Origin of the sequence: Bradyrhizobium sp. Rc2d, assembly GCF_900099855.1 — a bacterium.
GTDB lineage: Bacteria > Pseudomonadota > Alphaproteobacteria > Rhizobiales > Xanthobacteraceae > Bradyrhizobium.
The window spans coordinates 84,805-110,446 of record NZ_FNCU01000018.1 but is presented as its reverse complement, the minus strand read 5'-3'; the positions used below and the strand labels follow the sequence as shown (position 1 = coordinate 110,446).

The following is a 25,642-nucleotide window of genomic DNA, read 5'->3' as shown; positions in this document are numbered from 1 at the left end:
ATGACGGCGAGGAGGCTTCGGTGCCTCAAGCTCTCGAGGAGAACAATCACCGCGGCAGCTTGGCAATCGCCTCGCTCAGCTCGTGGATCTCATAGGGCTTGCGCAGGATCGGGAAATCGCCGCGCACGCCGGCGGCGACCTCGCTATAGCCGGTGGCGAGCAGGATCGGCAGGCCGGGGCGGATCTGGCGCAGATGCTGGGCGAGGCTGAGCCCGTCCATCTTGCCGGGCATGACGATGTCCGAGAAGACGAAGTCGACGCCGTTCGTCTCGATCTCGCGCAACGCGGCTTCGGCATCCGCGACCCTGCGCACGCTGTAGCCGAGCTGTTCCAGCAGGCCAACGCTGACGGATGCGACCTCGGGATTGTCCTCGACCAGCAGCACCGTGCCGCTGCCGCGGAACGGTGATGCTCCCGCCGTCTGACGCGATGGCGCGTCGTCTGCGCGCGGCAGGAGGATGGTGAAGGTGGTCCCTTTGCCGAGCTCGCTTGCGACTTTGATCGTTCCCCCCGCCTGATGAGCAAAGCCGTGCACCTGGGAGAGGCCAAGGCCAGTGCCTTTTCCGATCGGCTTGGTCGTGAAGAACGGCTCGAAGATCTTGTCGAGGACGTCATCGGGAATGCCAAGCCCGGTATCGGTGACGTTGATCGCGACGAACCTGCCGGCGAAGGGGTCCTCATGCAGCACGACGTTGTGCGCACCGATCGTCACCGTGCCCCCGTCGGGCAGCGCATCGCGCGCATTGATGACGAGGTTGAGCAGCGCGGTCTCGAGTTCGGAGACGTCGGTCTTGATCGGCCAGAGGTCGGGGCTGATGTCGAAGGCGAGGCGCACCGAGCTGCCGACGCCGGCATCGAGCACCTCGCGGATCGCGGCGATACGCTCGGCGAAGTCGATCGCCTGCGGATTGACGCTCTGCCGCCGCGCGAAGGTGAGCAGCTGGTTGGTCAGCGCCGCGCCGCGCTTGGCGGCGGTCTCGATGGCCGAGATCGCGCGCTGCAGCTTGGCCTCGTCCTTGGCCCCTCTCTTCAGCATGTGGAGGCTGCCGCTGATGATCATCAGGAGATTGTTGAAGTCGTGGGCGACCCCGCCGGTGAGCTGGCCGAGCGCATCGAACTTCTGGGATTCGGCGAGCTGCTTCTGCATCGCCTCGAGCTTGATCTGCGTATTGCGGCGTTCGGTGATGTCGCGCGTGATCTTGGCGAAGCCGACCAGCTCGCCGTCCTCGTAGATCGGATCGATCACGACGCTGGCCCAGAAGAACGTGCCGTCCTTGCGGACGCGCCAGCCTTCCTCCTCGAAGCGACCCTTTTCCCGCGCGAGGCCCAGGGCGCGCGCGGGCTTGCCGTTGGCGCGGTCGTTCTCGGTGTAGAAGCGGGAAAAATGCTGGCCGAGGATCTCTTCGGGCGCGTAGCCCTTGATGCGCTCGCCGCCGATGTTCCAGCTCGTGATGATCCCTGCGGGATCGAGCATATAGAGGGCGTAGTCCGCAACGCCTTCGACCAACAGCCGGAAACTGCGTTCGCTCTCGAACAAGTCTCTCTGTTGATTAGACTTTTTTACCATTCCGGACCCCGCCTCGACGGGGACAAACGCTGGGGGCGCCGGATTGGTTCCTGGGATCTGGGACATTTTTAGGCAGACATCAGGGGCCGTATACAGATCGGCCATCCCCACGAGACGCTGCGCAGCGCGTTCGGGGCGATCCTGTGAGCATTTGCGGCCTCAAGCCGGCACGCTCCGGAAGGTCGCCGCCACCGCGCGCAGCGCCGCCAGCTTGGCGGGATCGCTGACCTTCGAATGCAGCATCACCTTCGAGCTGCCGAGTTTCGGCAGCTTGTGCGCCGGCCCGATGTCGACCAATCCGGGAGGTGCGATCCGCCGCGCCAGCGGCGCGATGGCAAGTCCGGCAAGCGCAGCTGCGACCACCGCCGTGACGCCGCCGCCGACAAAGCGTTCGCGCCAGGCGATGCCGGCCTTGTCGAGCGCGCGCACGGCGATGGCGCGGACACCGCAGGGCGGGGCGAGCGTTGCGAGCGGCAGCGGCTCGCCCTTTGGCAGCGTGAGGCGGCGCGCGGCGAACCAGCCGAACTCGTCCTCGGTCAGCTTTTCGCCGCCGCGGCGGCTGCCTTCCTGGCGGACGATCACGGCGTCGAGTTCTCCCGCGTCATAGGCATCCTGCATTTCGCGCGAGAAGCCGATGGTGACGGCGAGGGTGAGATTCGCAGACATCGCATGCAGCCGTTCGAGCAGCGGCACCAACTCAGGGCCCGCGGCGTGGTCGGAGATGCCGAGAGAGAGCGACTGCGCGGACGCTGCCTCGCCCGAGAGCGCGCGGTCATGCGCCGCGATCAGCGCGCGGGCGCGATCGAGGAACGCGGCGCCGTCGGCGCTGAGCCGGACCGCGCGCGGCGAGCGCTCGACGAGACGTTTTGCCAGCAATGTCTCCAGCCGTTGCAGCTTGAGGCTGACCGCCGCCTGCGTCGTGCCGAGTGCTTCGGCGGCGCGCGTAAAGCTCTGGAGGTCGGCAACCAGCAGGAAGGCCTGAACGGTGGCGATGTCGAGCGTAGCTGTCATTATAAAACTTTATCATTGGTATCAACAGAGATAAGATACCAAAATGACAAGGGGAGGTCTAGCTTCTCACCGACGCCGCGCAAATCGCGCGACATTTTTGGGAGAACTATCATGCCCCTGATCACCGTGTCCTACACCACGTCCCGCCAGTCGCCGTCGCTGAAGGCCGACATCGCGAACGCCGTGTCCGAGCTCACCGCAAAGATCCTGCACAAGGATCCCGAGGTGACCGCCATCATCGTGAAATCGGTCGATGCGGGCGACTGGTTCGCCGGCGGCAAGTCGCTCGCCGAGCAGAAGCTTGCGAGCTACTGGATCGACATCCGCGTCAGCGAAGGCACCAACACCAAGGACGAGAAGGCGGCCTATCTCGCTGCCATGTTCAAGCGCATGGCCGAGATTTTGGGCCCGCTGCATCCCGAGACCTATCTGCACGTCGACGAGGTCAAGGGCGATGCTTATGGCTTTGGCGGCCTGACTCAGGAGCGGCGCTACATCGCCGGCAAGCTCGCGGTTTCGCTCAAGGCGGCGTGAGACAGGAAGCCGCGGGTGATGATCTCACCCGCGGCCTGAATTTCAGCTCGCGGCGCGGAACTGAACCTCTGAATTGTTCAGGAAGCACGTCTTGTCGAACAGTTTCAGGTCCAGCGGATTCGGCAGCCTGACATCGCTGAGATCGGGGCAGCGCTTGACTGAGGGATCATAGGATCGATCGATCTGTGCGATGAAGACGACGATCAATCCCCCGTCGCGTGCGAACGATTTCAGCGCGCGCACCTGAACGGAGAGGTCGGGGTTGTCCCGCCTCTGGTCGAGCAGTTGCAGATAGTCGATCACCACGACTGTGCCGCGGGGAGCTGCGGCCATTTGCTTCACGACGTAGTCGGCGCTGATGGCGTCCGAGCAATCGATCTCGAACAGTTTGTCGAACTGCACGGGGTCCACGCCGATCGCGCGGAGGCGGTCCAGAACGTCTTTCTCGGTATATTCGAGCGAGAAGAACGCAGCGCGATGGCCCGACCGCATGGCTACGACGGCAAGCTCGAGGCTCATCAGTGTCTTACCTTGCCCGGGGCGCGCGCCGACCAGCACGACGTCGCCCGGCCGGAATTGCGGAAACAGCCTGTTGGCCGGCGTCACCGCGGCAGCTTTCGCCGCCAGCATGCTCCAGGCGGAAAAGCCTTCCGCTGCAGCAACGCGATCAAGCGCGGCGTGGAGCGGAATGCCTTCCTCGTGCGACAGGCGTCTTGCGTTTCGCTTCAGACGATAGATGGGTGCAGACAACTTCATCGAGAGAACCTCCCATTGCGAGCAGAAAGCGCAATCCCTCCTTATGCCTGGCGCTCGAACAGTCGGTCCGATGATCAAATCGCCCGGCATGACGTCTGCTTTCCCGGCGGAGGGGGGAGGCGTGGGCGGCACCGGAATCAAACATAGCCGATTCCGCGGCGAGCGGAGAACACGCGCGATCGGCCTCGAACAAAAATGTTAGACCGCCGCTTCCGGCAGCAGCGCGCGGGTCGGCCCGAACAGCTCCTCGAACGCCTGCCGGAGCGCGATATCGACATCGGCCATGGTCACGAGCTGGCCGAGATCGACCAGCGAGGTGACGCCGTAGCGGGGATCGGCGACGCCGCAGGGCACGATGCCGTCGAAGTGCGACAGCTCCGGCTCGACGTTGATCGCAATGCCATGGAATGACACCCAGCGCTTCAGCCGGACGCCGATCGCCGCAATCTTGTCCTCGTGCTCCGGCCCCTTGTCGGGCCGCTTCACCCAGACGCCGACCCGGTCCTCGCGCCGCTCGCCGCGGACGTTGAAGGCGGCGAGCGTGCGCAGAATCAGCTCCTCCAGGCTCGCGACATAGGCCCGGACGTCCGGTCGGCGGCGCTTGAGATCGAGCATGACATAGGCCACCCGCTGGCCGGGGCCGTGGTAGGTGAGCTGGCCGCCGCGTCCGGTCGCAAAGGTCGGGAATCGGGGATCGAGCAGGTCGGATTCCTTGCCCGAGGTGCCGGAGGTGTAGAGCGGGGGATGTTCGAGCAGCCAGACCAGCTCGGGAGCCTCGCCCGCGGCGATCGCCGCGACGCGGGCCTCCATGGCGGCCACCGCGTCCGGATAGGGCACCGGAGCGTCCGAGATAAGCCACGCGATCGGCTCGCCACCGGCGGCGGAAAACGACGTCAAATCCAGCTCTTGACGCTGGTTTTGGCGGGGGGTTTTAGGCGAATTAACCATTGGCTAACCATAACGTGGTGATCATCACGGGAGCAAATACCAAGTCCTTTGGTTCGAAGTCCCAAGTTGCGGCGGTCCTGACAGTGCCCACACTCGATAAAGTCACCGTGGATCTCATGGTCGTCCTCGGGACGACCACCATGCCGATCCATCAGGTATTACGTCTTTCGCGCGGCGCCATCATCGAGCTGGACGCAACCGAGGCCGACGAGGTCAAGGTCTTGGCCAACAATTTGCCGGTCGCCTCCGGCGTCGTGCTGGTCGACCGCAACCGGATCGCGGTCGAGGTCAAGCAGATGCTGCCGCGCACGCCGGGGACGCGGTAGCGCCCCGGGGTACGCGGTAGCGACCCGGGGACGCGGTCGCGGGCCGGACGTGCGGTTAAAGGCCGATCCCTGGGGAAGGGGCCGGAAACTTTCCTGCCAAGCTTGTGGAATTCGGGGCCCTTGCAGGCTTGTATCCCCCTGATGGATTTGTTAGATCGGCGGCCGCTGATCCGGCCAGCCTAACGACCTCAGGCCGGCATCTCCTAGCGCTCGTGGCGGAACTGGTAGACGCGCTGCCTTGAGGTGGCAGTGGGTAACACCGTGGGGGTTCGAGTCCCTCCGAGCGCACCATAAACCCACGTTTAGCATTGAAATCGCTAGACTTTTTTTCGGGTGTTGCCCGGGAATAGTTACCACTCCGTTCCTGCGCTGTGTTCGCGCGTTGTTCGCCCCTGCCGCCGGCACAAAGTCTTCGAGTGATTGGCTCTGATCGAACGTGACGATCTTCTCCATCCCGCTGATCCCGAGCCTTTCTCGATTCACCTGCGCGATGTAGTGCGCGGGCATTTTTGGGTCGGTCCAGCCGAACATGGCCATCATCTGGCTCTCGGTGCAGTCGGCGTAAGCGGCCGCTTCTGCAGGGGCCTTGCGCACGCCGTGGCAGCTTTTCTTCGGCTCGTTGATGCCGGCCAAGACGGCATATTTCTTGAATTTAGCGGCCCACGCCTTCTTGTTCATCGGTAGGACCCGGCCGCGCACCAGTTTGCCGGTGAGTACCTCAACGCCGACGATGTTTGCCGCGCGAGCCGCCCTGAGGCTCTCGGCGAACTCGATTAGCACCGCAAACGGCTTCTCGCCATTCTCGGGCAGTAGTGACTCGATCAGTCCGGTGCGCTGGCGGCCAATCCCTGCCCCATCTCCGGGAACTCGCCCGACTACGATGCGTCACCACGATGAGCATCGTGCACATCCTTTACCACGCGACGGACAGTGTTGATCGTGCCTGCGTTCGCCGTGAGCATTGCGATTGACAAAGCGATAACAGTAAGAACGCGATACATGGCTAACTCCTCCCGGTGCAGGCACTCCAGTCGCCAGATCAACGTACTGTTGCGGCCTTCAGTCTTCGCATACGGCGGACGAGCCGCTCACCTCGGCAAAAAAGCACCAAGAATGAATCCGTATGCGGTCTGCGCCAACAAGGTCGTGAACGGAGTGCGGTAGCCGTAGTTCAGGCCTAGGAAGCCCGGTGGTTCCAACCGCCTCACATCGTCGGCCCCCTCGTATTCGGAGGCCATGCGCGGATGAAAGTGCGGCATGACCGGAAGCACCACAACCAGTAGGAATAGGCCGTGGATCAGGCCGATAAGCGCCCCTTCCCATCCGTTAGCGTCGCCAAGAGCTGCGAAGAGGGCCGCATAGACGACGGCAAAAACCCAGCCGCCTATAAGATATACTACGAATCCGAGGACATTCGCCCTGTCGCGGTTCGCTGTCAGGCAAGTCCCGACAAGGAAGGGCAGGCTCAGCCGTGATAGACCCGCGACCTGGCTGCCATACATGATCGTGGTCATGACGACCGTTGCCGCGAAGCCCCACAGAAGCAGCGAGAGCACGTTCGGCAAGTCGGCGATCCACCTCACGCCGATGACCTTCGATTTCCGTCGTCGCGCCTTTCAGCTTCGGCCAGCGACAAGGCTGCGTTGATGAGGCCGATATGTGTAAAGGCCTGTGGGAAATTTCCGACGGCCGCGCCCGTTTCGGCATCAATTTCCTCACCGTAAAGCCCCAAATCATTGGCATAATCGAGCAGCCGCTCGAATCGGTCCCGCGCCTCGGCCACTCTTCCGACCCGAGCGAGATAGTCGACGGCCCAGAAGCTGCACGCGGCAAACGTGGATTCCTTCCCTTCCAGGCCATCGCAGTTTGCACGGTAGCGGTAGAGGAGCGGGCCTACACCGAGCTCAGAATCGACAAACGCGAAGGTGCTGACCATCCGCGGATCGTTTGCCTTGCAATAGCGATATCGGGGCAAAAGCAGCAGGCTGGCGTCGGGTTCGACGGAATCGAAAGCGGCAGTGTAGCTGCTGCAAACTCGACTGTAGCCCTGCTCTTCGATAGCTGCGCGAATCGCATCGCGCTCTCGCCGGAAATCGTCTGCTGGCGCGGACAGAACACCCTGTTTCGCAAGCTCGATGAGGCAGTCAAGCGCAGCCCAGCAGGTCACTTTGGAGTAGGTATGCTGGCGCCGCTCACCTCTGATCTCCCAGATCCCGTGGTCGGTGTAGCGCCAAACCTGACAAACGCGGCGTCCGAGTCCTACCAGCAGTCGACGCTCACCCCGGCCGAGCTGACCGCCACGAGTGACGTGCATTGCCGCGGCCATGATCACGGAGCCGTATACGTCAAGTTGTAATTGATCCCAGGCGCCGTTGCCAATGCGCACGGGGCGGGAACCGTGGTAGCCCTCCAAATGATCGAGCGTCTCCTCGTTTATTCGCGCTTCCCCATAGACGTCATACAGGACCTGCAGCCTCGGCCACGTAAGCCGGGTGGCGTGAAGCAGCCAGTTTAGGAAGGCCGCGCCTTCCGATTCGAAGCCGAGCCCGTTGAAGGCTTCCAGTGTTAGCGACGCATCGCGCAGCCAGCAATAGCGATAATCCCAATTGCGAACGCCCCCAATCACCTCGGGCAAAGACGTAGTCGGCGCCGCGATCACCGCGCCCGAAAGACTGAACGTCATCAACTTCAAGACAAGAGCGCTGCGCCGTACCGGGCCAGAATAGGGCCCCTCGTAGGTGCAGAGACCGAGCCAGCGTTGCCACCAGCATGCAGTTGCATCGATACGGGCCGTCGCAGCGCTGCCCAGCGGCAGGATGACGCCGATATCGTTGCGCACATAGGTCGCCGACAGGAAGTGACGTTCGCCGGGACCGAGGCGCACCTCCGCGCCAATGCTCGTACCATCGGTCGCAAGCCCGAGCGGAAGATCGCTTTGCAAGAGGAGCAAGTGATCGCGCCAGGCACAGCGCCAGCCGAGCTTGCCAAGTGTGATGAGATTGGCGTTGGCGCGCCCGTAATTGGGACGGGGCTCATAGACAACCTCGACAGGAATTCCAGTACCCACCGCCTCGATCTCGCGGAGAAGCTCCCGCTGTGGCTGAAGTTGTTGTCCCTCCAGCGAGCCGGGGATGCAAATAGCGTCCGTCAGCCGCAGCTCACCGCCATCAACCTTGAATGTGGTCTGGAGGACGTTGCTGTTGCCGACGTAATGACGCTCAACCTGGTATGGGACAGCCGGCTTGACACTGAAACGTCCACCTTTGGACCGGTCGAGAATCGCCGCGAAGAAGGCAGGGCCCGCGTAGTGCGGAAGACACAGCCAGTCGATCGAGCCATTCCGGTTGACAAGCGCAGCAATTCGGCAGTCGCCGATGAGGCCATAGTCACCAATTGCATGCCAATGAGTGGTCATGATTGTGGTGCGCCCTATTGCCTAAAACGATGTGTAACCAAAGACCTCAATCAGCCGTTTCAGAACTCCAATTGGCAGTCCTCAGCATATAATCCGCGGCCCATCCTGACGGGACAATTGCGTAGGCGCTCGGCAAGTCATGTCAGCAACGGGCTCGAGCCGGCTCGATGGACGTCGTGACTCTCGCCCGCGCTGGGCAACGTATGTTCGCCGTCACATTCCGTGAGGCGCGAAGCGACGGCGCGATGCACGCGTTCCGCCGAGACCGTCTTGGGCACTCCCGCCGCGGCAGTTCGCTCGCAAGATAGAAAAGGTTACCAGATCACCTGAGAGATTCCACACCAGACTGACGAAAGCGAGGGCCGGCGGCGGCGCACCACAGGGAGCCACGCTTTGCATGGGCGCGGTTGGGCCGCGGCTATCGTGGAGGCAAGACATGGTACAGGCGGCTTCACGTCGCTGTGAGAGCGTAACTTTCGTAGAGGTCTCCCCGAACTTATCATTAGAAGTGCATCACGCGCTTCAGGCGATTCTCGAATCATTCTCGCCAGGGAGCGTTGAGGCACGCAGCCAAAAAAGGCCGCGCATCATTGACGCTCGGACGAATTTGCGCGCGCTGCTCTCAGGATTTGTCAACTTCGTCATTGATCGATACACTGGAGGAAAGCCATGACCAAACTTACAATTCTCGGTGCGACGGCCATTCTTTCGACGATGGCGGCGATTCCGGTGTTCGCACAATCTGCACAATATGCCCAACAGGAGCCGGCGGCATTCGCGTCGACGCATCCAAATGCAGGCGTGCACAGCCCGACGTACAGTCTGGGCGCACTGGCATATCTGCCGCCCGGCAAGAGCTACGCGAAGCGGCACTTCAGGCACCGCTAGCGCCGCCTCATGGGCATCGGTGAAGATGGTGGGGTAAGATCTCTTGCTGCCGGCCTCAACCTCGGCAGCAAGTCCCGTGAGTCGTTGGTACGTCTCCAGGATGGACCATGGCCAGAGCCTTGGAGATAGAAAGTTGATGCTGAGGCTCGCCTGTCGTTGTGCGTTCTCTGATGGCGTGCCTCGCCGTTCATTTCTTGTCGCCCTTGTTGTTGGAACGGTATTGAACGTCATCAATCAGGGGGACGCCCTCTTTGGCGCAGCGCCAATCAATTGGATCAAGATAATTCTGACTTACTTCGTGCCGTATGCTGTTTGCACATATGGCGCGGTCTCCTTCCAAATTCGCAAGATGAGCCAAGAATAGTGATGCTTTGGTGGGCGTTAACGCTGCTAGACGCGGTCGCTCTCGGCGATTTCAGTCTTCTTAGACGGGTGAGCTTTTGGGCGCGCATCCGGCAACGATTTCGTATTAGTTGAAATGGCGCGCTCGACACGATTCGAACGTGTGATCTTTGCCTTCGGAGAAATCGAGAGCGCAGATATGGCTGCTGGGTAGCTGTGGCGTACAAATCGGACGAATCGCACTCCTTTGCCTAGAGGTTGACGAGCAACTGTGAATCGGCGTGGGTCCGGGGGCCGATCGGCATCCTAAATGCTTGATGGACCTCGCATCCGTGGGGTCAATGTTCGGAGCCGAAACACGATTGATTTAGTGGATCCAGAAGCGCTCGACCTGCAACCAGACCGTTATGAGCGGGGGCTTCCGTTGATCCTCTTGGATTTTCGTTGGAGATTGAGGCTGTTCATTTGCCTTCTGATGAGATCGGTTCTGGTGCGGACATCCTTGCTGCAGACGCGAACGTCTGGGGGGCCACCCAAGACCGTCTTGGATTTTCAAGGGGTAGAACCTATAGTATCGCGGTATGAGAACGGCCGCTCACGTTGAACTCGATGCCGGCACCAAGACATTTGCCTCGGGCCTCCTGGCTGATTTGATAGACGCGCTGCGCCGCAGCCGTAAGGGCGATCTGGTGGCCTTGATCAGCGGCGATCCAAGCATCGGCCCCGACCTTGAGGCATGGTGTCGCTTCACCCATAACAGTTTGGTTGACGTGGCCGTTGAACAAGGTCGCACCCGCTGGGTAGTTCGGTACGGAGAGGCTCCTGAAAGCGTCGAAGATCGGCCAGTCGGCTCTCGTCTATGGCTTTATACGAACTTCGACTGCAACCTAAGCTGCGATTACTGCTGCGTGCGCTCCTCACCCAAAGCTCCGCGGCGGGCTCTTGGTATCGAGCGCGTGCGACGTATCGCTGTCGAGGCGGCCGAGCTCAGTGTGGGGGAAATCTTTGTGACCGGCGGCGAGCCATTCATGTTGCCAGATATCGGCGAGATCCTTGCCGCATGCGCAGCGGCGGCGCCGACCACGGTCCTCACCAACGGCATGCTGTTTGCCGGACGTCGGCTCGCAACGCTGCGCTCATTGCCGCGCGAGCGCGTAACATTTCAGATCAGCCTGGATAGTCCGACGCCGGAGCGCCACGACGGCCACCGTGGAAAGGGAACCTGGGCACGCGCCTGGAGAGGAGTTGAGCTGGCGTGCGCCGAAGGATTCCGGGTGCGATTGGCGGCGACGGTATCAAGTGACGCGGAAGCCGAGGAATTCCGCAGCTTCCTGGATGCTCGTCACGTCAGCGAGGAGAACCGGGTGATCCGGCGAATTGTCCTGCGAGGCTCCGCCACACAGGGCATTGCGTTGGCTAGGGCGGATCTGGTTCCTGAAGTAACGATTACCGCCGAAGGCGTGTTTTGGCATCCGGTCGGCGCAGAGGATAATGACCTGCTGGTCAGCCACGACATCTTTCCGCTCGCCGAATCCTTTGCAGCCGTGCGCCGTGCCTTTGATCGCGAAAATGAGCATCAGCGCCGGTTGGCAATGATCTTCAATTGCGCCTGATAGGGGCGGAGCTCTCTATCGCTAAGCCGAGGGGCGCGTTAAGAAGCCTTGTTGCGCCGATGCTTCCCGCAATTCGGCGTAGGCTGCAAGCTGCGGCGCTATCCACTGGCGCAGCCCTTCGGCCTCGAGCACAGCACGATGCGTCGGGTTGTCGTAGCTCATGGCGAATAGTGCTTTGGCAAAGTGCTGCTCCAACGCGGGGTCCAGATCGGATCGGGCAGTGAACATGCAGTGATTATATGGCGGCGAGGTCCAGATTTCGGTCAGCGCACCTTCCGGCACCAGACGCTCCGTACGCACCGCGTTCCAGAATGGGCTGCCGATTGCGCCGGCATCGGCGCGGCCGTCGAGCACCGCGCGAACGACGTTGGACTCGCTCGTCCCCGTGTCACCGTGCTTACCGAGGTCCGTGTTGAAGCGCAGCGTTCGGTAGTCTTTCCCCTCAATCAGTCCCTCGCGCTCTAGAAAATAAACCGGGAGAATTGCCGCATGGCCGCTGTCGCGGCTGCCGAGCGCCAGGGTCCGGTTCTTGAGATCGCCAAGCGTAGCGACCGGCCCACCGGTGACCGCAACGATCTTGGTCATCCAGCCGACGTCGGTGTCGCGCATCGCGATCGGGCGGCAGCGCTTGTCGCTCCAGGCATCGGCCTGGATATAGGCGAGGTTCGTGTTCCATGCGATGTCGATCCGCGGCAGCCGCTCGCCCGGCAAGGCCAGCAGCGCTGCGACCTGGGCCTCGTAGCTCTGAAACAATACGACCTCGACGGCGAGATGCGCCTCCTCGTGAAAGTAGCGTCGCATGCCCTCCCAGATACTGACCACCTTCGGATCGTATGCGACGGCACCTACCCAGATCGTCTGGCTCATGATTACTCCTCGCCTGTCACGCCTGATTTCAAATGCGATCAATCGCGATCCGAGCGCGGCCAGCAGGGCAACCCTGCCGCGCTCAGAACAGCGGTATTCCCAACACGGCCTTGCCGATGAATTCACGCAGAACATCGCCCGTCGGCGCCATGACCGCGCCTGCATGGGCATCGCGGAACAATCGCTCGATGGCCAGATGCTTGGAAAACGCAGCACCTCCGCACACCCGCATCGCCGCCGAAGTGACGCCGATAGCAACATCACCCGCCGACGCTTTGCACTCGAGCACGCGCAGCATGGTGGTATCTCGGGGGCGCTCGAGGTGACCGACGAGATCGTCGACGCGCGCGGCGAGCCCATCAGTGTCGATTTGCATTGTCGCAAGTTGCGCGCGAAGCGTCGGCAGGCTCTCGCCGAGGGTCTGGCCCAGATGCTCGAAGCGAGCGCTCTTGAGGTGAGCTGCGGTCCCCACCACGGCGGCCCGGCAAAGGCCTAGCGCGACCGCCGATGTCCCGAGGTTGAACAGCGGAAGCACGATTTCCAGCATGGCCTTGAAGCCCGCTCCGTCGTCGGTCAGCTGAAGACTCGATCCGACCTCGGCGTCCTCGAGGATCATCGGCGCGGAAGCGTTGGCGCGCATCCCGAGACCATCCCAAGGGCCGGCGACCGACAGTCCAGGCGCACCAGCGGCGAAAAGGTAAAGGGTTGAATCGGTCGGACTCTTCCCTTCAGGAGCCAGCGCCGAGACAACATAGCTTTGCGCGTGACCGGCGCTCGTCACCCACGATTTCTTGGCCGTGATGCGCACATTGGTGCCACTACGGATCGCTCGCGACACAGGCGCCCAGAAGTGGCTGCGGGATCCGGCTTCGCTGAATGCCAGCGTGGTGAGGTGCTGACCGGCTGCAATATCATTCAACGTCTGCACGACGGCTGCACCGGGACGGGCCGCGGCGATCGTCGCGGTGGCGCACATGTGCATCAAATAGACCATCGCGGCCGACGCGTCCGCTTCCGCAAGCGTCGCAATGATGGCAGCGAGGGTCCTTGGTCCGAGAGCCGAGCCGCCGACTTCGGTGGGCAGCATCATCCCCAGCAGTCCGGCCGAGCCGAGCGCCGCGACTGCCTCGGATGAAAATCGAGAATCCTTGTCGTTTTGCCGTGCCGCCGGCGCCAGTATGCGGTCGGCGATCTCCCTGGCCTGCGAAACTGCAGTCTCGTGGTCCATAACAGCCCTCCGTCGTGCTCGGTCGAATTGAACTAGGTGCAGGCGGCTGTATTGCACTGCAGCGGATGTTGTCGGGTCTGAACGCCCAGCGTGCGGCACAACCGCTTCCGTATACTCGCTGTTGGTTTCTCCACGCCAAACTACCCCCAAATTAATACGCCGCTCAAAGCGATCTGGTTACGTCACCCGGAGGATATTTTTTTAGACGTCGGTCGCACCTTTTGCTTGTTCCGGCTGCGGCCGGCGGAGACAATCATCGCAGCAGGGGGGGCGGCGCTGGTCCGCTGTCGCGAAAAGCGCTGCGAGCGACCGGCGATTGCGTAAGGAGGTGTGTCTGGCGTGGCGGCCATTGATCGCGATCGCGGCCGATCGCCCGCGGCTCCGGCTCCTGCTATGAGCGTTGCGGCGATCGGGATCATCTGTAAGGCGCCGCAGCCTGGCCGCGCAAAGACCAGGCTTGCGACGGCTATTGGCGCGGTTGCCGCCTCGGAGCTCTCGGCCTGCTTTCTGCGTGACGTCGCCGACGCCATCGAGACGGTCCCGGAGAGCCTCGGCAGGCGCGGCTATGGTGTCTATGCGCCCGCGGGGGTCGAGCACATCATGCGGGAGCTGCTTCCCGCAACGTTCGGGCTTCTGCTGCAAGTCGGTGACGATCTCGGAGATGTGCTGTTCGGTGCCGCGCGCGACCTCCTCGACGGACACGACTGCGTTTTGCTCGTCAATGGCGACAGCCCAACCCTTCCTGCCTGTTTCCTGGTCCGGGCTATCGAAGCTCTTCGCGAGCCCGGCGACAGAATGGTGCTCGGGCCAGCAAGCGATGGCGGTTATTACCTCATTGGGTTAAAGCGCCCACATCGGCAGCTATTCACGCGCATCGCATGGGGGACGGAGACCGTAGCTCGCAGCACATGCGATCGCGCCGCCGAGATCGGACTTGCCACGATACTGCTGCCGGAATGGTACGATATCGACGACATTGAAGGGCTAACTTGGCTTAAGGACGAATTGGCCGGCAATTCGGCGCGCTTTCGCGGCGGTGGTCTGGCGCGGGCGAGCCGAGTTTTTCTCAAGGCTGCGCAGCGGATAGACCCATGAAGCCAATTGCGGGCACCATTGTGAGTCAATTCGGCGGACTGGCGCGCTCGGTCACCACAATGCCTCCGCTTCATCGGCTGGCCGGTATTGGCGTTGTCCTGCTTGGTCTCACTCTGGTGACCCCCTTTGCCTTCGAGGCAGCCGGTGATAATGCCTTCATTGCTCTGACCATTCTTGCAGGTCTGCTGACGATCTTAGCGACAAGTATGGCCGAACAGGCTCCACCCGATCGCGCGCTATGGCTCATTTTTGGCTTGGCGATCGTTCTGAGAGCCTATGTGCTGGCGTTCGATCCCCTTCTGTCCAATGACATCTATCGCTATGTCTGGGATGGCAGGGTTCAGGCCGCAGGTATCAATCCGTACCGCTATTTCCCGGCTCATGAGGCATTGGCATCTCTGCGCGACGGGGCGATCTTGCCGCACATCAACCGGGCCGACTCTGCCGTCACCATCTATCCTCCCGTGGCGCAGTTTTTCTTCCTCGTTGTCACGCGGATTGGTGAAAGCGTGACGACGATGCGCCTCGCACTGTTGGGGTGCGAGGCCGTCACCGTCACGATGATCATGCTGCTGCTGCGGCGCATGCACCGCCCGGTGACGCGCGTGATCGCCTATCTCTGGCATCCGCTGCCGCTGTGGGAGATCGCCAACAGCGGCCACGTCGACGCGCTCATGGTCGCGCTGGTGCTGCTGGGCCTATGGATTGCCCTGACCGGCTCCGCTCTGCGCGGGGCCGCCGTGATCGCGTTATCGACGCTGGTGAAACCGTATGCGGCGCCGGTGCTCGCCGGGATCTGGCGGCCGTGGGACCCTAAAATGCCGTTCGTTGTGATCGCCGTCATCGCGCTTTGTTACCTTCCTTATCTGTCGGTCGGCTGGGGCGTTCTCGGGTTCCTGACCAAGGGCTATTTCAACCAAGAGGGGATCGTTGCCGGCAACGATATCTGGCTGTTGTCGCTCTGGCGGCTTGTGTTCGGCGAGCATGAGCACGACGTTGCCGTCTACGTGGCACTGGCCGGGCTGGTCCTCATGCTCAAGGGGCTCACGGTTGCTCGCAGCTCTGATCACAGCATCGCGTCGCGTGTTGCCGACATTAACATGCTGTTGCTTTTTGCTTTCCTGTTGTGGTCGCCCAACTACCCCTGGTATTTTCTGATTGTTGCGCCGTTTGCCGCCTTGTGCGGCTCCGCGCCGACCTGGGTCGTTTCGATCGGAGCGCTTTTGCTATCCGAACAACTCGACTGGGACTTCTACATTCCAAGGGTGGTAAGCAAATCAATCCTGTTTGGAGGTCTTTTGCTGGCTTGGGCCTTCGTCGTCTGGAGGACCCGCATGCCGCGGACCATAGAGGCAAGGCTGTTGCAATGAGCCTTTCCCGCGAAGCGCAAAACCCTCACGCGCCGTTCGACCCGCGCCGCTACCACGAGTCGGTCGCGGGCGAGCGCACCGAGGTCGCCCAGCGCCCGCCAGTCTGCCTTTATCTGGAGGTAACCAACCGCTGCAATCTTTTGTGCACCACTTGCCCGCGCACCTACGAGCAGCTCGAGCCGCCGGCGGACATGAGCTGGGACTTGTTCGTATCGATTGTCGATCAGGTCCCCGGTCTTGCGCGGGCGGTTCTGCACGGCGTCGGCGAGCCGATGCTGGTCGCTGATCTGCCCCGCATGGTCGGATACCTGAAGGATCGTGGCGTTTATGTCGTCTTCAACACAAATGGAACGGTTCTCAGTGAGCGCAACGGCCGTGCGCTGATCGACGCCTGCCTTGATGAACTGCGCGTCTCTCTCGACGCGTCAAATCGCGAGAGCTTCAAGGCGATCCGCGGCAGAGATTATTTCGGCCGCATCATCCGCAACGTACGAGCATTTCGCGAACTACAGGAGCGGGAGGGCCACTCTAAGCCGCTGGTATCCTTCTGGCTGACCGGTCTGAGAGAGACTGTCGAGCAGCTTCCGGCCTTTGTGCAAATTGCGGCGGAGATCAGCGTCAAGGAAGTCTATCTGCAACGGCTCGTATTCTTCGATGAATCCGCCATTGGCAAGGCGCGGCCGGATCAGGCGCTGTTCGAGCGCCTGACGGAGGAGGAAGCGGCGTACCTGAAACAGGCTGAGGAGCTCGCGCGCTCCCTTGGCATGACCTTCAGCGCATCGGGCGCAACAAGCGAGCCCAGCTTAAGCCTCAAGGGTGGCGGAGACCTTTCGCCATGGTCGCTCTGCCGGCGGCCATGGTCGCTGATGTACTTTACGGCCAATGGCCGTGCGCTGCCATGTTGTATCGCGCCGTTCTCGCAGCATGGCTATGACAACTACACCCTCGGTCATGCCCGGCAGCAGGCCCTGCGGGACATCTGGAATGGGCCCGCCTACCAGCACTTTCGGGCAGCGCTCTTGTCAGACGAGCCACCCAAGTGCTGCGCCAATTGCGGCCTGCGCTGGAGCCTGTGAGCCAGGTGATCAAGGAGAGCGAACAGAGCGAGCGCCGGCCGGTGGTTTCGGCGATCATTCCCTGCATTGATGAGGAAGCGGCCATCGGCTGGGTCGTGACGGCGGTGCTCGGCCAGAATGTAAGCGAGGTCATCGTGGTCGATGGGGTCTCGCGAGATCGTACGGTCGAGCGCGCTGAGGCCGCCGGAGCGCGCGTAATTGTCGAGCCGCGACGCGGCTACGGGCGCGCCATCCAGGCTGGCATCGCCGCTGTGCGTGATAATGCCGACATTCTGGTTTTCCTCGACGGCGACGGCAGCGATCCTGCGGAATTCATTCCTGATCTGGTATCGCCGATCATTGCTGGGCAAGCCGACTTCGTACTCGGCTCGCGTGTTCGCGGCCCACGTGAGCCCGGCAGCCTGGCACCACAGCAGGTCATCGCTGCCCACGTCGGCAGGCTTCTGCTGCGCTTCGTCTATGGCGCAAACTTCACGGATCTGTCGCCGTTTCGCGCTATCCGGCGCGATGCGCTCATACGTCTCGATATGAAGGAGGAGACATTTGGCTGGAATCTGGAGATGTTGATGCGGGTCGCCGCGGCGCGTGTACCGATGCTTGAGATCGCTGTCGGACAGCGGCGCCGAATCGGCGGAGTGTCGAAGGTCTCCGGCAATCTCATCGCCGGCATCAAGGCGGCCTGGTCGATTTCGGCGACGTTTGTTCGTCTCGCGTTCGAGCTGCGAGACCACGGCAAGAGGAGCTAGTCAGTGCGTGCCGGCACGATCTTCACAGGCAACGATATCCCGGGGAGACTTTCGATTTTCCTTATTCGTCGGGGAAAAGACAGCGAGGTACCCGCCATCGCCTGCGAGCTGATATGTGGCGATCTCGCGATAACCGACGGCGCTCGCTTCGCAACGCAACTGCTCAATTGGCGTGCCATGTTTGGAGGTCGGACGCTCAAGGTCGACAATTCCGATCCGCGCGCCCGGTTTCAAGGCAGGCGCGAGATTATAGAGAAAGGCATAGGGTTGGGCGATCTCGTGATACATGTGCACGAGGATGGCGGCATCCAGCGAGGAGGCGGGCAGGCGTGGGTCGTGCGGTTCGCCCAGCGCTAATGTGACGTTTGTCAGTCGAAGACGTTCGATGCGCTTGGCGAGCTCGATGAGGTAATCTCGGGTGACGTCCTCAGCAATGACGGAGCCTTTGGAGGCGAGGAGGGGCGAGAGCCGAACCGTGTGGTAGCCACGGCCGGCGCCGATATCGCCGACCGTCATGCCGGGCTTCAACACAAGACGCCGAGCAATCTCGCCGGTCTCATCCAGGGAGTCACGGTGCCTCTCGTCGGAGCGGCCTGGGCTGACAATCGGCGCAACCGGGCGCTGGGGCGAGGGGAACTCCGATGCCGAGACCCCTGATGGGGCCAGATAACCGATATCGGCCGCGTACGCGGAAGTTGGGCCTAGCACCGCAAGAAGCGAGGCTGCGCGAAATAGGGCGATCAAATGCCCGCCAAGCATCTCGTGCGGCTGGTCGGCTCTTGTGAGTTCACGAGGTTGGCTCAACGTCGTCACTCTCTCACTCACACGATCGCAACTACCCCGCCATGTGGAAAAACCTGCCGATTAATCCCTTCCCGTCGCGCACCGCAGGGATTTGGCGGCGCAACCAGGCATCAAGGCCAAGACTGCGGCCGGCGCCATCGAGTGTGAACAGGAACATCAGCATGGCCAAAAACATGTACGTCCACGGCCACTCGGACGAATTGCCATACAGGCCGAGCCAGAGCTGCAGCACATAGGCGATGGCCAGCACGCCCAGCAATCGCACCGCAAGCCCGAGCATCATCGACCCAGCGAATGCCAGCTCGGCAACAAAGACGATTGGCCCAAAGATGGTCATGTTCGGGAGCACGACATCCTTCATGAAGCTGCGGTGAAACTCGAACGCCGCGTTGGTCGATTCCTGTTCGGTCCAGTATTGCAGACCGCCCGACAGAGGTAGCGGTAGCTTCCATAACATGCCCTGAAACCACATACAGCCGACCAGCACCCGAACCAGCCAGATTCCGAGATGTCGGCCGGTACGTTGCTCCGAATCCTCCTGCCAATTCCGCAAGGCCACTGCAATGCTGGCGAACAGCAGCGCCCAGAACAGCGCCAGGATCAGATAGCGCCAGTTTCCGAGACTGAGATAGTCGCCCGTCATCGCACTCAGGAAATGACCGATATCGATGAAGGGATTTGTGGGCATAGGCGCATGCTCCGGAGCAGTGCACAGTAACTCCACAGTATCCGCGTCCGCAACTCCATCTCGGCGTGCGCGGGTTCACTTCGCTGCGCTCTGTCAGTCGGGGCAACTGGCTGTAGCCAGCGCCTGAAACGCCTTATCCGCGAAGCCGAGACCAAGGGTGGCGATCCGCGTGGTCAGCTTCAAGCCGGAGATCAAGGCGCATATGAGGTCCGGCGTACTCCTGATAGTGGGGCACGATAGCGGACCGCGCCGGCGGTCCGAGTTGGGGCCAGGTCCAGGTGCGGACGTCGCATCAGTGGCGTTTCGCGACGCCATCTGGATTGTCGGCGCGATGCTCTAGGCGTACCCTCAGTGCTCGTTCAAGGGGACGATGACATGCGATCATCCGGGCAGATCGCTATCGAAGCGAAGCCTGAGGCTCTTTCCATCAACCCAACTCAGAGCGCCGTCATCGTTGTCGATATGCAGAATGACTTCGGCTCTGAGGGCGGGATGTTCGCGCTTGCGGGCATCGACATTTCCGGCATCCGGAACGCCATTGCGTCCACAGCTCGCGTCTTGGCTGCAGCGCGGCATGCCGGCATCAGCATTATTTACTTGAAAATGGGTTTCCGACCGGATCTTTCGCGATCAGCCACTATTTTGTGATGGACTGGGCCGCGGTGTGGCCCGCCACGCCAAGGTGACTGAAGCATCGATCGCACTCATCTACACCACCGTGTTGAATATCGCCGTTCTCGCGCTAGCAACTGCGCTTGTCTGGAGATTTCTAAGGACCGGCGGTCCGGCAATGCTGCGCATGATGAACGAGCCAAGCCATCGGGCTACTTAGGGAGTGTGAGGCATGATGGATGGCATGATGAACATGATGGGTGGCATGGGTTGGGGGATGGGTCTGATCGGAGTACTCATCCTCATCCTTCTCATTCTCGGCATTGCGGCGCTCGTTAAATACCTCTCGGGATCGTAAGCAGTGCCACCGGGCGCAGATGGAGATCGAAAGCCAGCCTGTTACTGGCAGGATATCGGGCTCACAAACCCGTGAACCGCAGCGTCGGTTGATCTTGCGGCTCCCGCCAATGGCCTAGCTATTCTCGGCGCTGGTCGTTATCTTAGTCGCATGTCGGAGAAGCTCGGCCGCGTCATGAGATTGCTGCTGGCGCTCACGTTCATCGTGGGGCTGGTTCCGCATGGCATACGTGCTGCGCATGCTGACGTGAGCATGGTCATGGCTGCCGCGACCGATATGCCGATGAAAGGCAAATGTCATGGCTGTGGTGACGATCAGAAGGCCATGACAGCTGCAGCATGCTCTGCCTATTGCGCAAGTTTCGTGGCCTTACCCGTTCTTGGACCGCTGTTTGAGCTAACCTCGGTCCAGATAACGCGAGATTTCTCCGGCCCCACTCTCGCGGGGCATACGATCCCGCCCGACCCGTATCCTCCCAGATCTGCCGTCCTGAACTAAAGGCGCATCGCTGGTCGCGTCGCGTCTTTTCGTGCGCGCGATGCCCACCGCATCGATAGCGCATCGTGATGACGCACGTGGGCTTTTGGCCACGGGCAGCGGATCAACGTCCAGGATCGGCATTCATGCACTCCAATTTGCGTCCGGCGATCGATCGTCGCGCAGTGCTGCTAAGTGGCACCGCAATTGCGGCCTCCGCCCTGTTGCCGCGAATAGCACGAGCCGCACCGGCAGAACCCAAGTTCATCGAGCTCTCCGCGGCGCCTGGTCGCGTGTCCCTCGTTGGCTCGCCTGACACGGAAACAAATGTCTGGTGTTACGGGAATCGCATCCCTGGTCCCGACATCCGGCTCCGCCAAGGCGAGCCCGTTCGGTTGGTGGTGCGAAACCAGTTACCGGAAGATACGACCGTTCACTGGCACGGCATACGTCTGCCGAATGCCATGGACGGCGTTCCCGGCCTCACGCAGCCGCCGATCAAGCCTGGCGAAGCCTTCACCTACGAATTCACGCCGCCCGACGCCGGCACGTTCTGGTATCACCCGCATGCCGACAGCCTGCAGCAACTCGGCCGTGGCCTGGCCGGTGCTCTGATTATTGAAGAGCCGGAACCCGTTCCGGTCGACCGCGACCTTGTTTGGGTGTTGAGCGACTGGCGGCTTAGATCCAACGCGCAGATCGCGCCCGGATTCGGCAACGGCATGGAAGCCGCCATGTCCGGGCGCGTCGGCAACACGGTCACGGTAAACGGCGTCGTCTCGGAAGAGGAGCCGGTACGGGCAGGGGAACGCGTTCGCCTCCGCCTCGTCAACACCTCGCTCGCGCGCATCATGTCCCTGCGGTTCGAGGGCCATCGTCCGACAATCGTCGCGATCGACGGCCAGCCCTGCGAACCGCATGAGCCGGACAATGGGCGCCTGCTTCTTGCTCCCGCAATGCGCGTCGACCTCATCCTCGATATGCAGGGTGAACCGGGACGGCGATACCGCGTGGTCGACGATTTCTACGACGACCTGTCCTATTGGCTCACTCAACTCGCTTACAAAGACGAGCCGCCGCTCCGCGCGCATCCTCTCGATTCACCGCTGTGTTTGCCACGCAATCCTTTGCCAGAGCCGGACTTGACCGCCGCCGAACGGCGCGAACTCCGGCTGCAGGGCGGCATGATGGGTGGCGGCGGCATGATGGGGATGGGCGGAATGATGGGCATGGGCAACCAAGCCAGCTGGGCCATCAACGGTCATTCCATGACAGGCGACGGTCACGCCGGGATGCCGCCGCTGTTTACGCTCCGGCGCGGACAAAGCTGCGTGCTGTCGATGCGCAACGAGACCGCTTGGTGGCATCCGATGCACCTCCACGGGCACAGTTTCCGCGTCCTGAGCCGCAACGGCGCACCGGTGCCGCACCGGCAGTGGGCCGATACCGTTCTCGTACGGCCGAAAGAGACGGTCGAGATCGCTTTTGTCGCCGACAATCCCGGCGACTGGATGCTCCATTGCCATGTCACCGACCACCAGGTGTCAGGAATGATGACGGTGCTGCGCGTTGCATAACCAACCCGATCTTTGCAAAGGAGAAACGACATGAATAGACGGACATTCTGCCTTGGCACTGCGCTAACGACGCTCGTGCTGCCGCTGCCAGTGTTTGCCGCTCCGACCCAGGCGACCTTGTACAAGAATCCGCAATGCAGCTGCTGCGAGGACTATGCCGCGTATCTTCGGCAGAGCGGCTTTGCCGTTGACGTGAAGCCCACCAATGATCTCGCCGAGATCAGCCAAGACGCTGGCGTGCCGACGAAATATCAGGGCTGTCACACGATGTTCGTTGGCGGCTACGTGGTCGATGGGCATGTCCCGGTCGATGTGGTCCGTAAGCTCCTGTCCGAGCGCCCGCCGATCGCGGGGGTCACGCTTCCTGGCATGCCGACCGGCTCCCCCGGCATGACCGGCCCCAAGACGCAGAAATTCGTCATCTACGCCGTGACCAAGGATGGCAAGGCACCGACCGTCTACGCCACCGTGTAGCCAGTCGGTAGCGGGCGAGGTCGGCCCGCATCGCCCCACAAGCACGTTGGCCAACGATCGTCCCCAAGCGGCTTGTGGATGCGATCCTGCCATCGATCGGAAAGGTTGAGCAGCAATGATGCTTGTCCCCTGTATCGGCCGGATTCAGTTCGCGATCGCTGTCGCAATCGCACTCGCAGCGGCCACTCAATTGGCCGTTGCTCAGGAGCCAGCGAAAAAGGTGGTTCTGCATAACAGCCCAAGACCTGTCGCCGCTGCTCAGTTCAGTGATGAGGAAGGGCGACCGCGAAGTCTGGCTGACTTCAAAGGAAAGGTCGTGGTCCTCAATCTCTGGGCCACCTGGTGCGTGCCCTGCCGAAAGGAAATGCCCGCGCTCGATCGGCTGCAAGCGGCCTTGGGCGGGGCCGAGCTCGAAGTTGTACCTCTCTCGGTGGATCGCGGCGGGCACGAAGCCGTCCGCAAGTTCTACTCCGAGGTCACCATTCGCAACCTTGCCGTTTACACCGACCCTTCCGGGCAGGCGTTGCGTGCTGTAGGCGCGATCGGCTTGCCGACGACGCTCATTATCGATCGCGCTGGCCAGGAAGTCGGGCGCGCGCTTGGCCCAGCCGAATGGGATGCACCAGAAATCGCCGACACGCTCCGAGACATCATGACCGATACCGGCGAACGTCGCGCTCAAGGGCAAGACCCTCGTCGATCCAAGTTGCAAACATCGCCCGGCCTGCTCTGGCGTGTGTTCGACTGGCTGATGTCGCCCATTAACGAAGTGATCCTCGATAGACAAACACGTGATGAACTCTCAGAAGGAAATAAGGGCAGACGGTAGCTCTGCTGCGCGCGAGTGGCGAGCTTGGCATTATCTGGGGAGCCGACGCGCACTCGTCATCCTTGCGGTCATCGCCATGATCGCCGGCACCGCGCTCGGCTGCGCTCCTCGATCGCCAGATGCCAAGGCCAAACAGTAGCCGTCGATGAAGACACGAACCAGACGCCTGACCATCATAGCTCTTGTTGCGGCCGCCGGCGCGATCGCGCTGGCTGAGGCATGGTTTGTGGTCGCTCCGCATCCGAAGGTCGTCACGTCTGGCACGGCAGCCATTGGCGGGCCGTTCACGCTGGTAACGACCGACGGCAAGACAGTGAGCGATGAGACCTACCGCGGCAAGTGGCTTCTGATCTACTTCGGCTACACCTTCTGCCCGGATGCGTGTCCGACCGCGCTCACCAACATGAGCGCGGCCTTGGAAAAGCTTGGCCCAAATGCCAGCGAGCTCCAACCGCTCTTTGTCACGGTCGACCCCCAGCGCGACACCCCTGTCGTCATGACTGATTACCTGAAGTCCTTTGATTCTCGCATTGTCGGCCTGACTGGAAACCAGGCGCAGATCGACGGCGTGCTGAGGGCATATCGCGTGTACGCCGAAGCGCAGAAATCCGAAGTGGATAACGCCGATTATCCGGTCTCGCACAGCGCGTACCTCTACCTGATGGATCCACAGGGGCGATTCGCGAATGTGATCCAGAGCAGCGAAGGCGGCGAAGAGATTGCTGCTTGGCTGCGCAAGCAAATGACCCACAAGAACGGATAGGACGATTGATGAAACGACCATTCAAGCTGATCTTGAGCATCGCATTCGTTTTGGCAGCCAGCGTTCAGGTTAACGCGCAGACCTCAAGCGCGAGTTCAGTCGTCGTCGAGCGCCCATGGGCGCGAGCAACGCCCGGAGGAGCGAAGACCGGCGCAGCCTACTTGACATTGATCAATAACGGCGAATCCCCAGACCAGTTGTTGGGCGCGACGACGCCGATTGCGGACAAGGTTCAGTTTCACAGCACCACAGAAGAGAATGGCATGTCCCGTATGCGCGAAATGCCCGTCGTCGATCTGGTACCTCATGCAAAGACCACGTTCGATCCGGGCGGCATGCACATCATGCTCGTCGACTTGAAGCAGCCGCTCAAAGAAGGTCAGACTTTCTCTCTAAGTTTGACGTTTGCCAAGGCGGGCAAAGTCGACGTCACGGTTCCGGTTGCGAAGGTCGGCGCCATGCGGCCCAGTGACATGGCTCCCATGATGCATCATCACGACGATACGATGAAAGAATGAGGTTGGTTGAGCTTGAGCCCGATCCAGCCCCACCTAACGCGCAATCTGTCGCCCAAGGATCAGTGAAATGGCGTCTTCAGGACGACCGCGATGCGACAGGGAGGAGAAGATGAGTAACGACAGCGTGCCACCACGGCGGTGGAAACTGGTGGGCTGGGTGCTTCTGCCGCTAGTCCTGCTGATCGCGGGCGGCACCTGGTTCGCATCCGAGCGCGATGCTCTCCAGCTGCGAGGCGGGCTCAACGATCGTATCGGTATTCCGCAACACGAATTCGAACAGCGCGTGCGCAGCTACATTCTGGAGCATCCCGAGATCATCGCAGAAGCGATCAATCGCCTCGAGGCGCGACGCGGCGAGCAGGCCGCCAACGAAGCCCAGGCGGCTCTGAAGGCGCATGCCGACGAGGTGTTCCATGATCCAAGCAGCCCCGTTGGCGGAAATCCGGACGGCAATGCCACGGTCGCCGAGTTCTTCGACTACAATTGCCCGTATTGCCGCATGATGGCCCCGTTGATGGAGCAAGCCGAGTCGGCCGACCCGCAGCTTCGCATCGTCTACAAGGAGTTCCCGGTCCTCGGACCGAATTCGGTCTTCGCCGCAAAGGCGGCGCTTGCAGCCAATAAGCAGGGCAAGTACGTGGCGTTCCACCGCGCGCTCTATCGGGTGCGGGGCCAGGTCGACGAGAGCAAGGTGATCGAGACCGGCGAATAGAACGGCAGGTTCAGCCCGGAACCGATCCCGATTTCGAGCACGCGGCCC

At 61.7% G+C, this 25,642-nt stretch carries 28 protein-coding genes and 1 tRNA gene; 19 read left to right on the top strand and 10 right to left on the bottom strand.

Annotated features, from left to right (window positions below; translation table 11 throughout):
- Positions 1-46: 46 nt before the first annotated feature.
- Both BLV07_RS22745 and BLV07_RS22740 read right to left on the bottom strand, forming a co-directional pair.
- Entirely contained in the window at positions 47-1,567 is a 1,521-nt protein-coding gene (locus BLV07_RS22745; protein ID WP_091889693.1) for a PAS domain-containing hybrid sensor histidine kinase/response regulator family protein, read from the bottom strand.
- Between the two features lie 159 nt (positions 1,568-1,726).
- Positions 1,727-2,578, bottom strand: coding sequence for a LysR family transcriptional regulator (locus tag BLV07_RS22740; protein WP_091889691.1), 852 nt, complete (start codon positions 2,576-2,578; stop codon positions 1,727-1,729).
- A gap of 111 nt (positions 2,579-2,689) precedes the next feature.
- Here BLV07_RS22740 and BLV07_RS22735 point away from each other — a divergent pair, with 111 nt between their 5' ends.
- Entirely contained in the window at positions 2,690-3,112 is a 423-nt protein-coding gene (locus BLV07_RS22735; protein WP_091889689.1) for a tautomerase family protein, read from the top strand.
- 42 nt (positions 3,113-3,154) lie between these two features.
- Here the strand turns inward: BLV07_RS22735 and BLV07_RS22730 are convergent, their stop codons facing one another.
- Both BLV07_RS22730 and lipB read right to left on the bottom strand, forming a co-directional pair.
- On the bottom strand, positions 3,155-3,868 hold the full coding sequence (locus BLV07_RS22730) for a DNA helicase (RefSeq protein WP_143035473.1): 714 nt from the start codon (positions 3,866-3,868) through the stop codon (positions 3,155-3,157).
- Positions 3,869-4,066: 198 nt separating this feature from the next.
- Positions 4,067-4,816, bottom strand: a complete 750-nt coding sequence (lipB, locus tag BLV07_RS22725; protein WP_091889687.1) for a lipoyl(octanoyl) transferase LipB — start codon at positions 4,814-4,816, stop codon at positions 4,067-4,069.
- Positions 4,817-4,899: 83 nt separating this feature from the next.
- Between lipB and BLV07_RS22720 the strand changes: the two genes are divergently transcribed.
- Together BLV07_RS22720 and BLV07_RS22715 are read left to right on the top strand one after the other, a co-directional pair.
- On the top strand, positions 4,900-5,142 hold the full coding sequence (locus BLV07_RS22720) for a FliM/FliN family flagellar motor switch protein (protein WP_011088012.1): 243 nt from the start codon (positions 4,900-4,902) through the stop codon (positions 5,140-5,142).
- Positions 5,143-5,348: 206 nt separating this feature from the next.
- Positions 5,349-5,433 (top strand) — tRNA-Leu (locus tag BLV07_RS22715).
- Between the two features lie 797 nt (positions 5,434-6,230).
- On the opposite strand, the gene BLV07_RS22705 is transcribed toward BLV07_RS22715, so the two are convergent.
- Together BLV07_RS22705 and BLV07_RS22700 are read right to left on the bottom strand one after the other, a co-directional pair.
- Positions 6,231-6,707, bottom strand: coding sequence for a hypothetical protein (locus BLV07_RS22705; RefSeq protein WP_210187816.1), 477 nt, complete (start codon positions 6,705-6,707; stop codon positions 6,231-6,233).
- A gap of 14 nt (positions 6,708-6,721) precedes the next feature.
- Complete coding sequence (locus BLV07_RS22700) at positions 6,722-8,557, bottom strand: glycoside hydrolase family 15 protein (protein WP_091889685.1); 1,836 nt, start codon at positions 8,555-8,557, stop codon at positions 6,722-6,724.
- Between the two features lie 669 nt (positions 8,558-9,226).
- On the opposite strand from BLV07_RS22700, the gene BLV07_RS22695 reads away from it, so the two are divergent.
- From BLV07_RS22695 to BLV07_RS22685, 3 genes are all read left to right on the top strand, one after another.
- Positions 9,227-9,445 (top strand): hypothetical protein, encoded by a 219-nt coding sequence (locus BLV07_RS22695; protein WP_091889683.1) that lies wholly within the window; start codon positions 9,227-9,229, stop codon positions 9,443-9,445.
- 136 nt (positions 9,446-9,581) lie between these two features.
- Entirely contained in the window at positions 9,582-9,809 is a 228-nt protein-coding gene (nrtS, locus tag BLV07_RS22690; RefSeq protein ID WP_091889860.1) for a nitrate/nitrite transporter NrtS, read from the top strand.
- 559 nt (positions 9,810-10,368) lie between these two features.
- Complete coding sequence (locus tag BLV07_RS22685; RefSeq protein ID WP_091889681.1) at positions 10,369-11,400, top strand: Rv1681 family radical SAM protein; 1,032 nt, start codon at positions 10,369-10,371, stop codon at positions 11,398-11,400.
- 21 nt (positions 11,401-11,421) lie between these two features.
- Here the strand turns inward: BLV07_RS22685 and BLV07_RS22680 are convergent, their stop codons facing one another.
- Complete coding sequence (locus tag BLV07_RS22680; RefSeq protein ID WP_091889679.1) at positions 11,422-12,267, bottom strand: phosphate/phosphite/phosphonate ABC transporter substrate-binding protein; 846 nt, start codon at positions 12,265-12,267, stop codon at positions 11,422-11,424.
- An 82-nt stretch (positions 12,268-12,349) separates the two neighbouring features.
- Entirely contained in the window at positions 12,350-13,594 is a 1,245-nt protein-coding gene (locus BLV07_RS22675) for an acyl-CoA dehydrogenase family protein (protein ID WP_210187815.1), read from the bottom strand.
- A gap of 294 nt (positions 13,595-13,888) precedes the next feature.
- Here BLV07_RS22675 and BLV07_RS22670 point away from each other — a divergent pair, with 294 nt between their 5' ends.
- Genes BLV07_RS22670 through BLV07_RS22655 form a run of 4 tightly spaced genes read left to right on the top strand, consistent with a single transcriptional unit; the run spans position 13,889 to position 17,782 of the window.
- Complete coding sequence (locus tag BLV07_RS22670) at positions 13,889-14,590, top strand: TIGR04282 family arsenosugar biosynthesis glycosyltransferase (protein ID WP_091889676.1); 702 nt, start codon at positions 13,889-13,891, stop codon at positions 14,588-14,590.
- Entirely contained in the window at positions 14,587-15,960 is a 1,374-nt protein-coding gene (locus tag BLV07_RS22665) for an MptA/MptB family glycosyltransferase (protein ID WP_091889674.1), read from the top strand. Before BLV07_RS22670 ends, BLV07_RS22665 begins: the two co-directional genes overlap by 4 nt.
- Positions 15,957-17,036: a radical SAM/SPASM domain-containing protein gene (locus BLV07_RS22660; RefSeq protein WP_091889672.1), complete on the top strand. Its 1,080-nt coding sequence runs from the start codon at positions 15,957-15,959 to the stop codon at positions 17,034-17,036. Before BLV07_RS22665 ends, BLV07_RS22660 begins: the two co-directional genes overlap by 4 nt.
- A gap of 5 nt (positions 17,037-17,041) precedes the next feature.
- Entirely contained in the window at positions 17,042-17,782 is a 741-nt protein-coding gene (locus BLV07_RS22655; protein ID WP_210187814.1) for a glycosyltransferase family 2 protein, read from the top strand.
- Here the strand turns inward: BLV07_RS22655 and BLV07_RS22650 are convergent, their stop codons facing one another.
- Together BLV07_RS22650 and BLV07_RS22645 are read right to left on the bottom strand one after the other, a co-directional pair.
- Positions 17,783-18,541 (bottom strand): class I SAM-dependent methyltransferase, encoded by a 759-nt coding sequence (locus BLV07_RS22650; RefSeq protein ID WP_091889854.1) that lies wholly within the window; start codon positions 18,539-18,541, stop codon positions 17,783-17,785.
- Between the two features lie 76 nt (positions 18,542-18,617).
- Positions 18,618-19,229, bottom strand: a complete 612-nt coding sequence (locus tag BLV07_RS22645; RefSeq protein ID WP_244551182.1) for a DoxX family protein — start codon at positions 19,227-19,229, stop codon at positions 18,618-18,620.
- Between the two features lie 420 nt (positions 19,230-19,649).
- On the opposite strand from BLV07_RS22645, the gene BLV07_RS22640 reads away from it, so the two are divergent.
- The 9 genes from BLV07_RS22640 (at position 19,650) to BLV07_RS22605 (ending at position 25,594) form a co-directional block, all read left to right on the top strand.
- Complete coding sequence (locus BLV07_RS22640; protein ID WP_091889851.1) at positions 19,650-19,922, top strand: isochorismatase family protein; 273 nt, start codon at positions 19,650-19,652, stop codon at positions 19,920-19,922.
- Positions 19,923-20,118: 196 nt separating this feature from the next.
- Positions 20,119-20,244 (top strand): hypothetical protein, encoded by a 126-nt coding sequence (locus BLV07_RS49765; protein ID WP_283806531.1) that lies wholly within the window; start codon positions 20,119-20,121, stop codon positions 20,242-20,244.
- 174 nt (positions 20,245-20,418) lie between these two features.
- Positions 20,419-20,742 carry a hypothetical protein gene (locus BLV07_RS22635; RefSeq protein WP_143035472.1) on the top strand — a complete coding sequence of 108 codons (324 nt, stop codon included), beginning with the start codon at positions 20,419-20,421 and terminating at the stop codon, positions 20,740-20,742.
- Between the two features lie 125 nt (positions 20,743-20,867).
- Positions 20,868-22,298, top strand: coding sequence for a multicopper oxidase family protein (locus BLV07_RS22630; RefSeq protein WP_091889667.1), 1,431 nt, complete (start codon positions 20,868-20,870; stop codon positions 22,296-22,298).
- 30 nt (positions 22,299-22,328) lie between these two features.
- Positions 22,329-22,772 carry a DUF411 domain-containing protein gene (locus BLV07_RS22625; protein ID WP_091889665.1) on the top strand — a complete coding sequence of 148 codons (444 nt, stop codon included), beginning with the start codon at positions 22,329-22,331 and terminating at the stop codon, positions 22,770-22,772.
- Positions 22,773-22,887: 115 nt separating this feature from the next.
- Positions 22,888-23,601 carry a TlpA family protein disulfide reductase gene (locus BLV07_RS22620; RefSeq protein WP_244551181.1) on the top strand — a complete coding sequence of 238 codons (714 nt, stop codon included), beginning with the start codon at positions 22,888-22,890 and terminating at the stop codon, positions 23,599-23,601.
- 145 nt (positions 23,602-23,746) lie between these two features.
- The gene (locus tag BLV07_RS22615) at positions 23,747-24,364 is read left to right on the top strand and encodes an SCO family protein (RefSeq protein ID WP_091889663.1); all 618 of its coding nucleotides are present in this window, start codon (positions 23,747-23,749) and stop codon (positions 24,362-24,364) included.
- A gap of 8 nt (positions 24,365-24,372) precedes the next feature.
- Positions 24,373-24,882 (top strand): copper chaperone PCu(A)C, encoded by a 510-nt coding sequence (locus BLV07_RS22610; RefSeq protein ID WP_091889661.1) that lies wholly within the window; start codon positions 24,373-24,375, stop codon positions 24,880-24,882.
- Between the two features lie 67 nt (positions 24,883-24,949).
- Complete coding sequence (locus BLV07_RS22605) at positions 24,950-25,594, top strand: DsbA family protein (protein ID WP_349525317.1); 645 nt, start codon at positions 24,950-24,952, stop codon at positions 25,592-25,594.
- Positions 25,595-25,642: the final 48 nt, after the last annotated feature.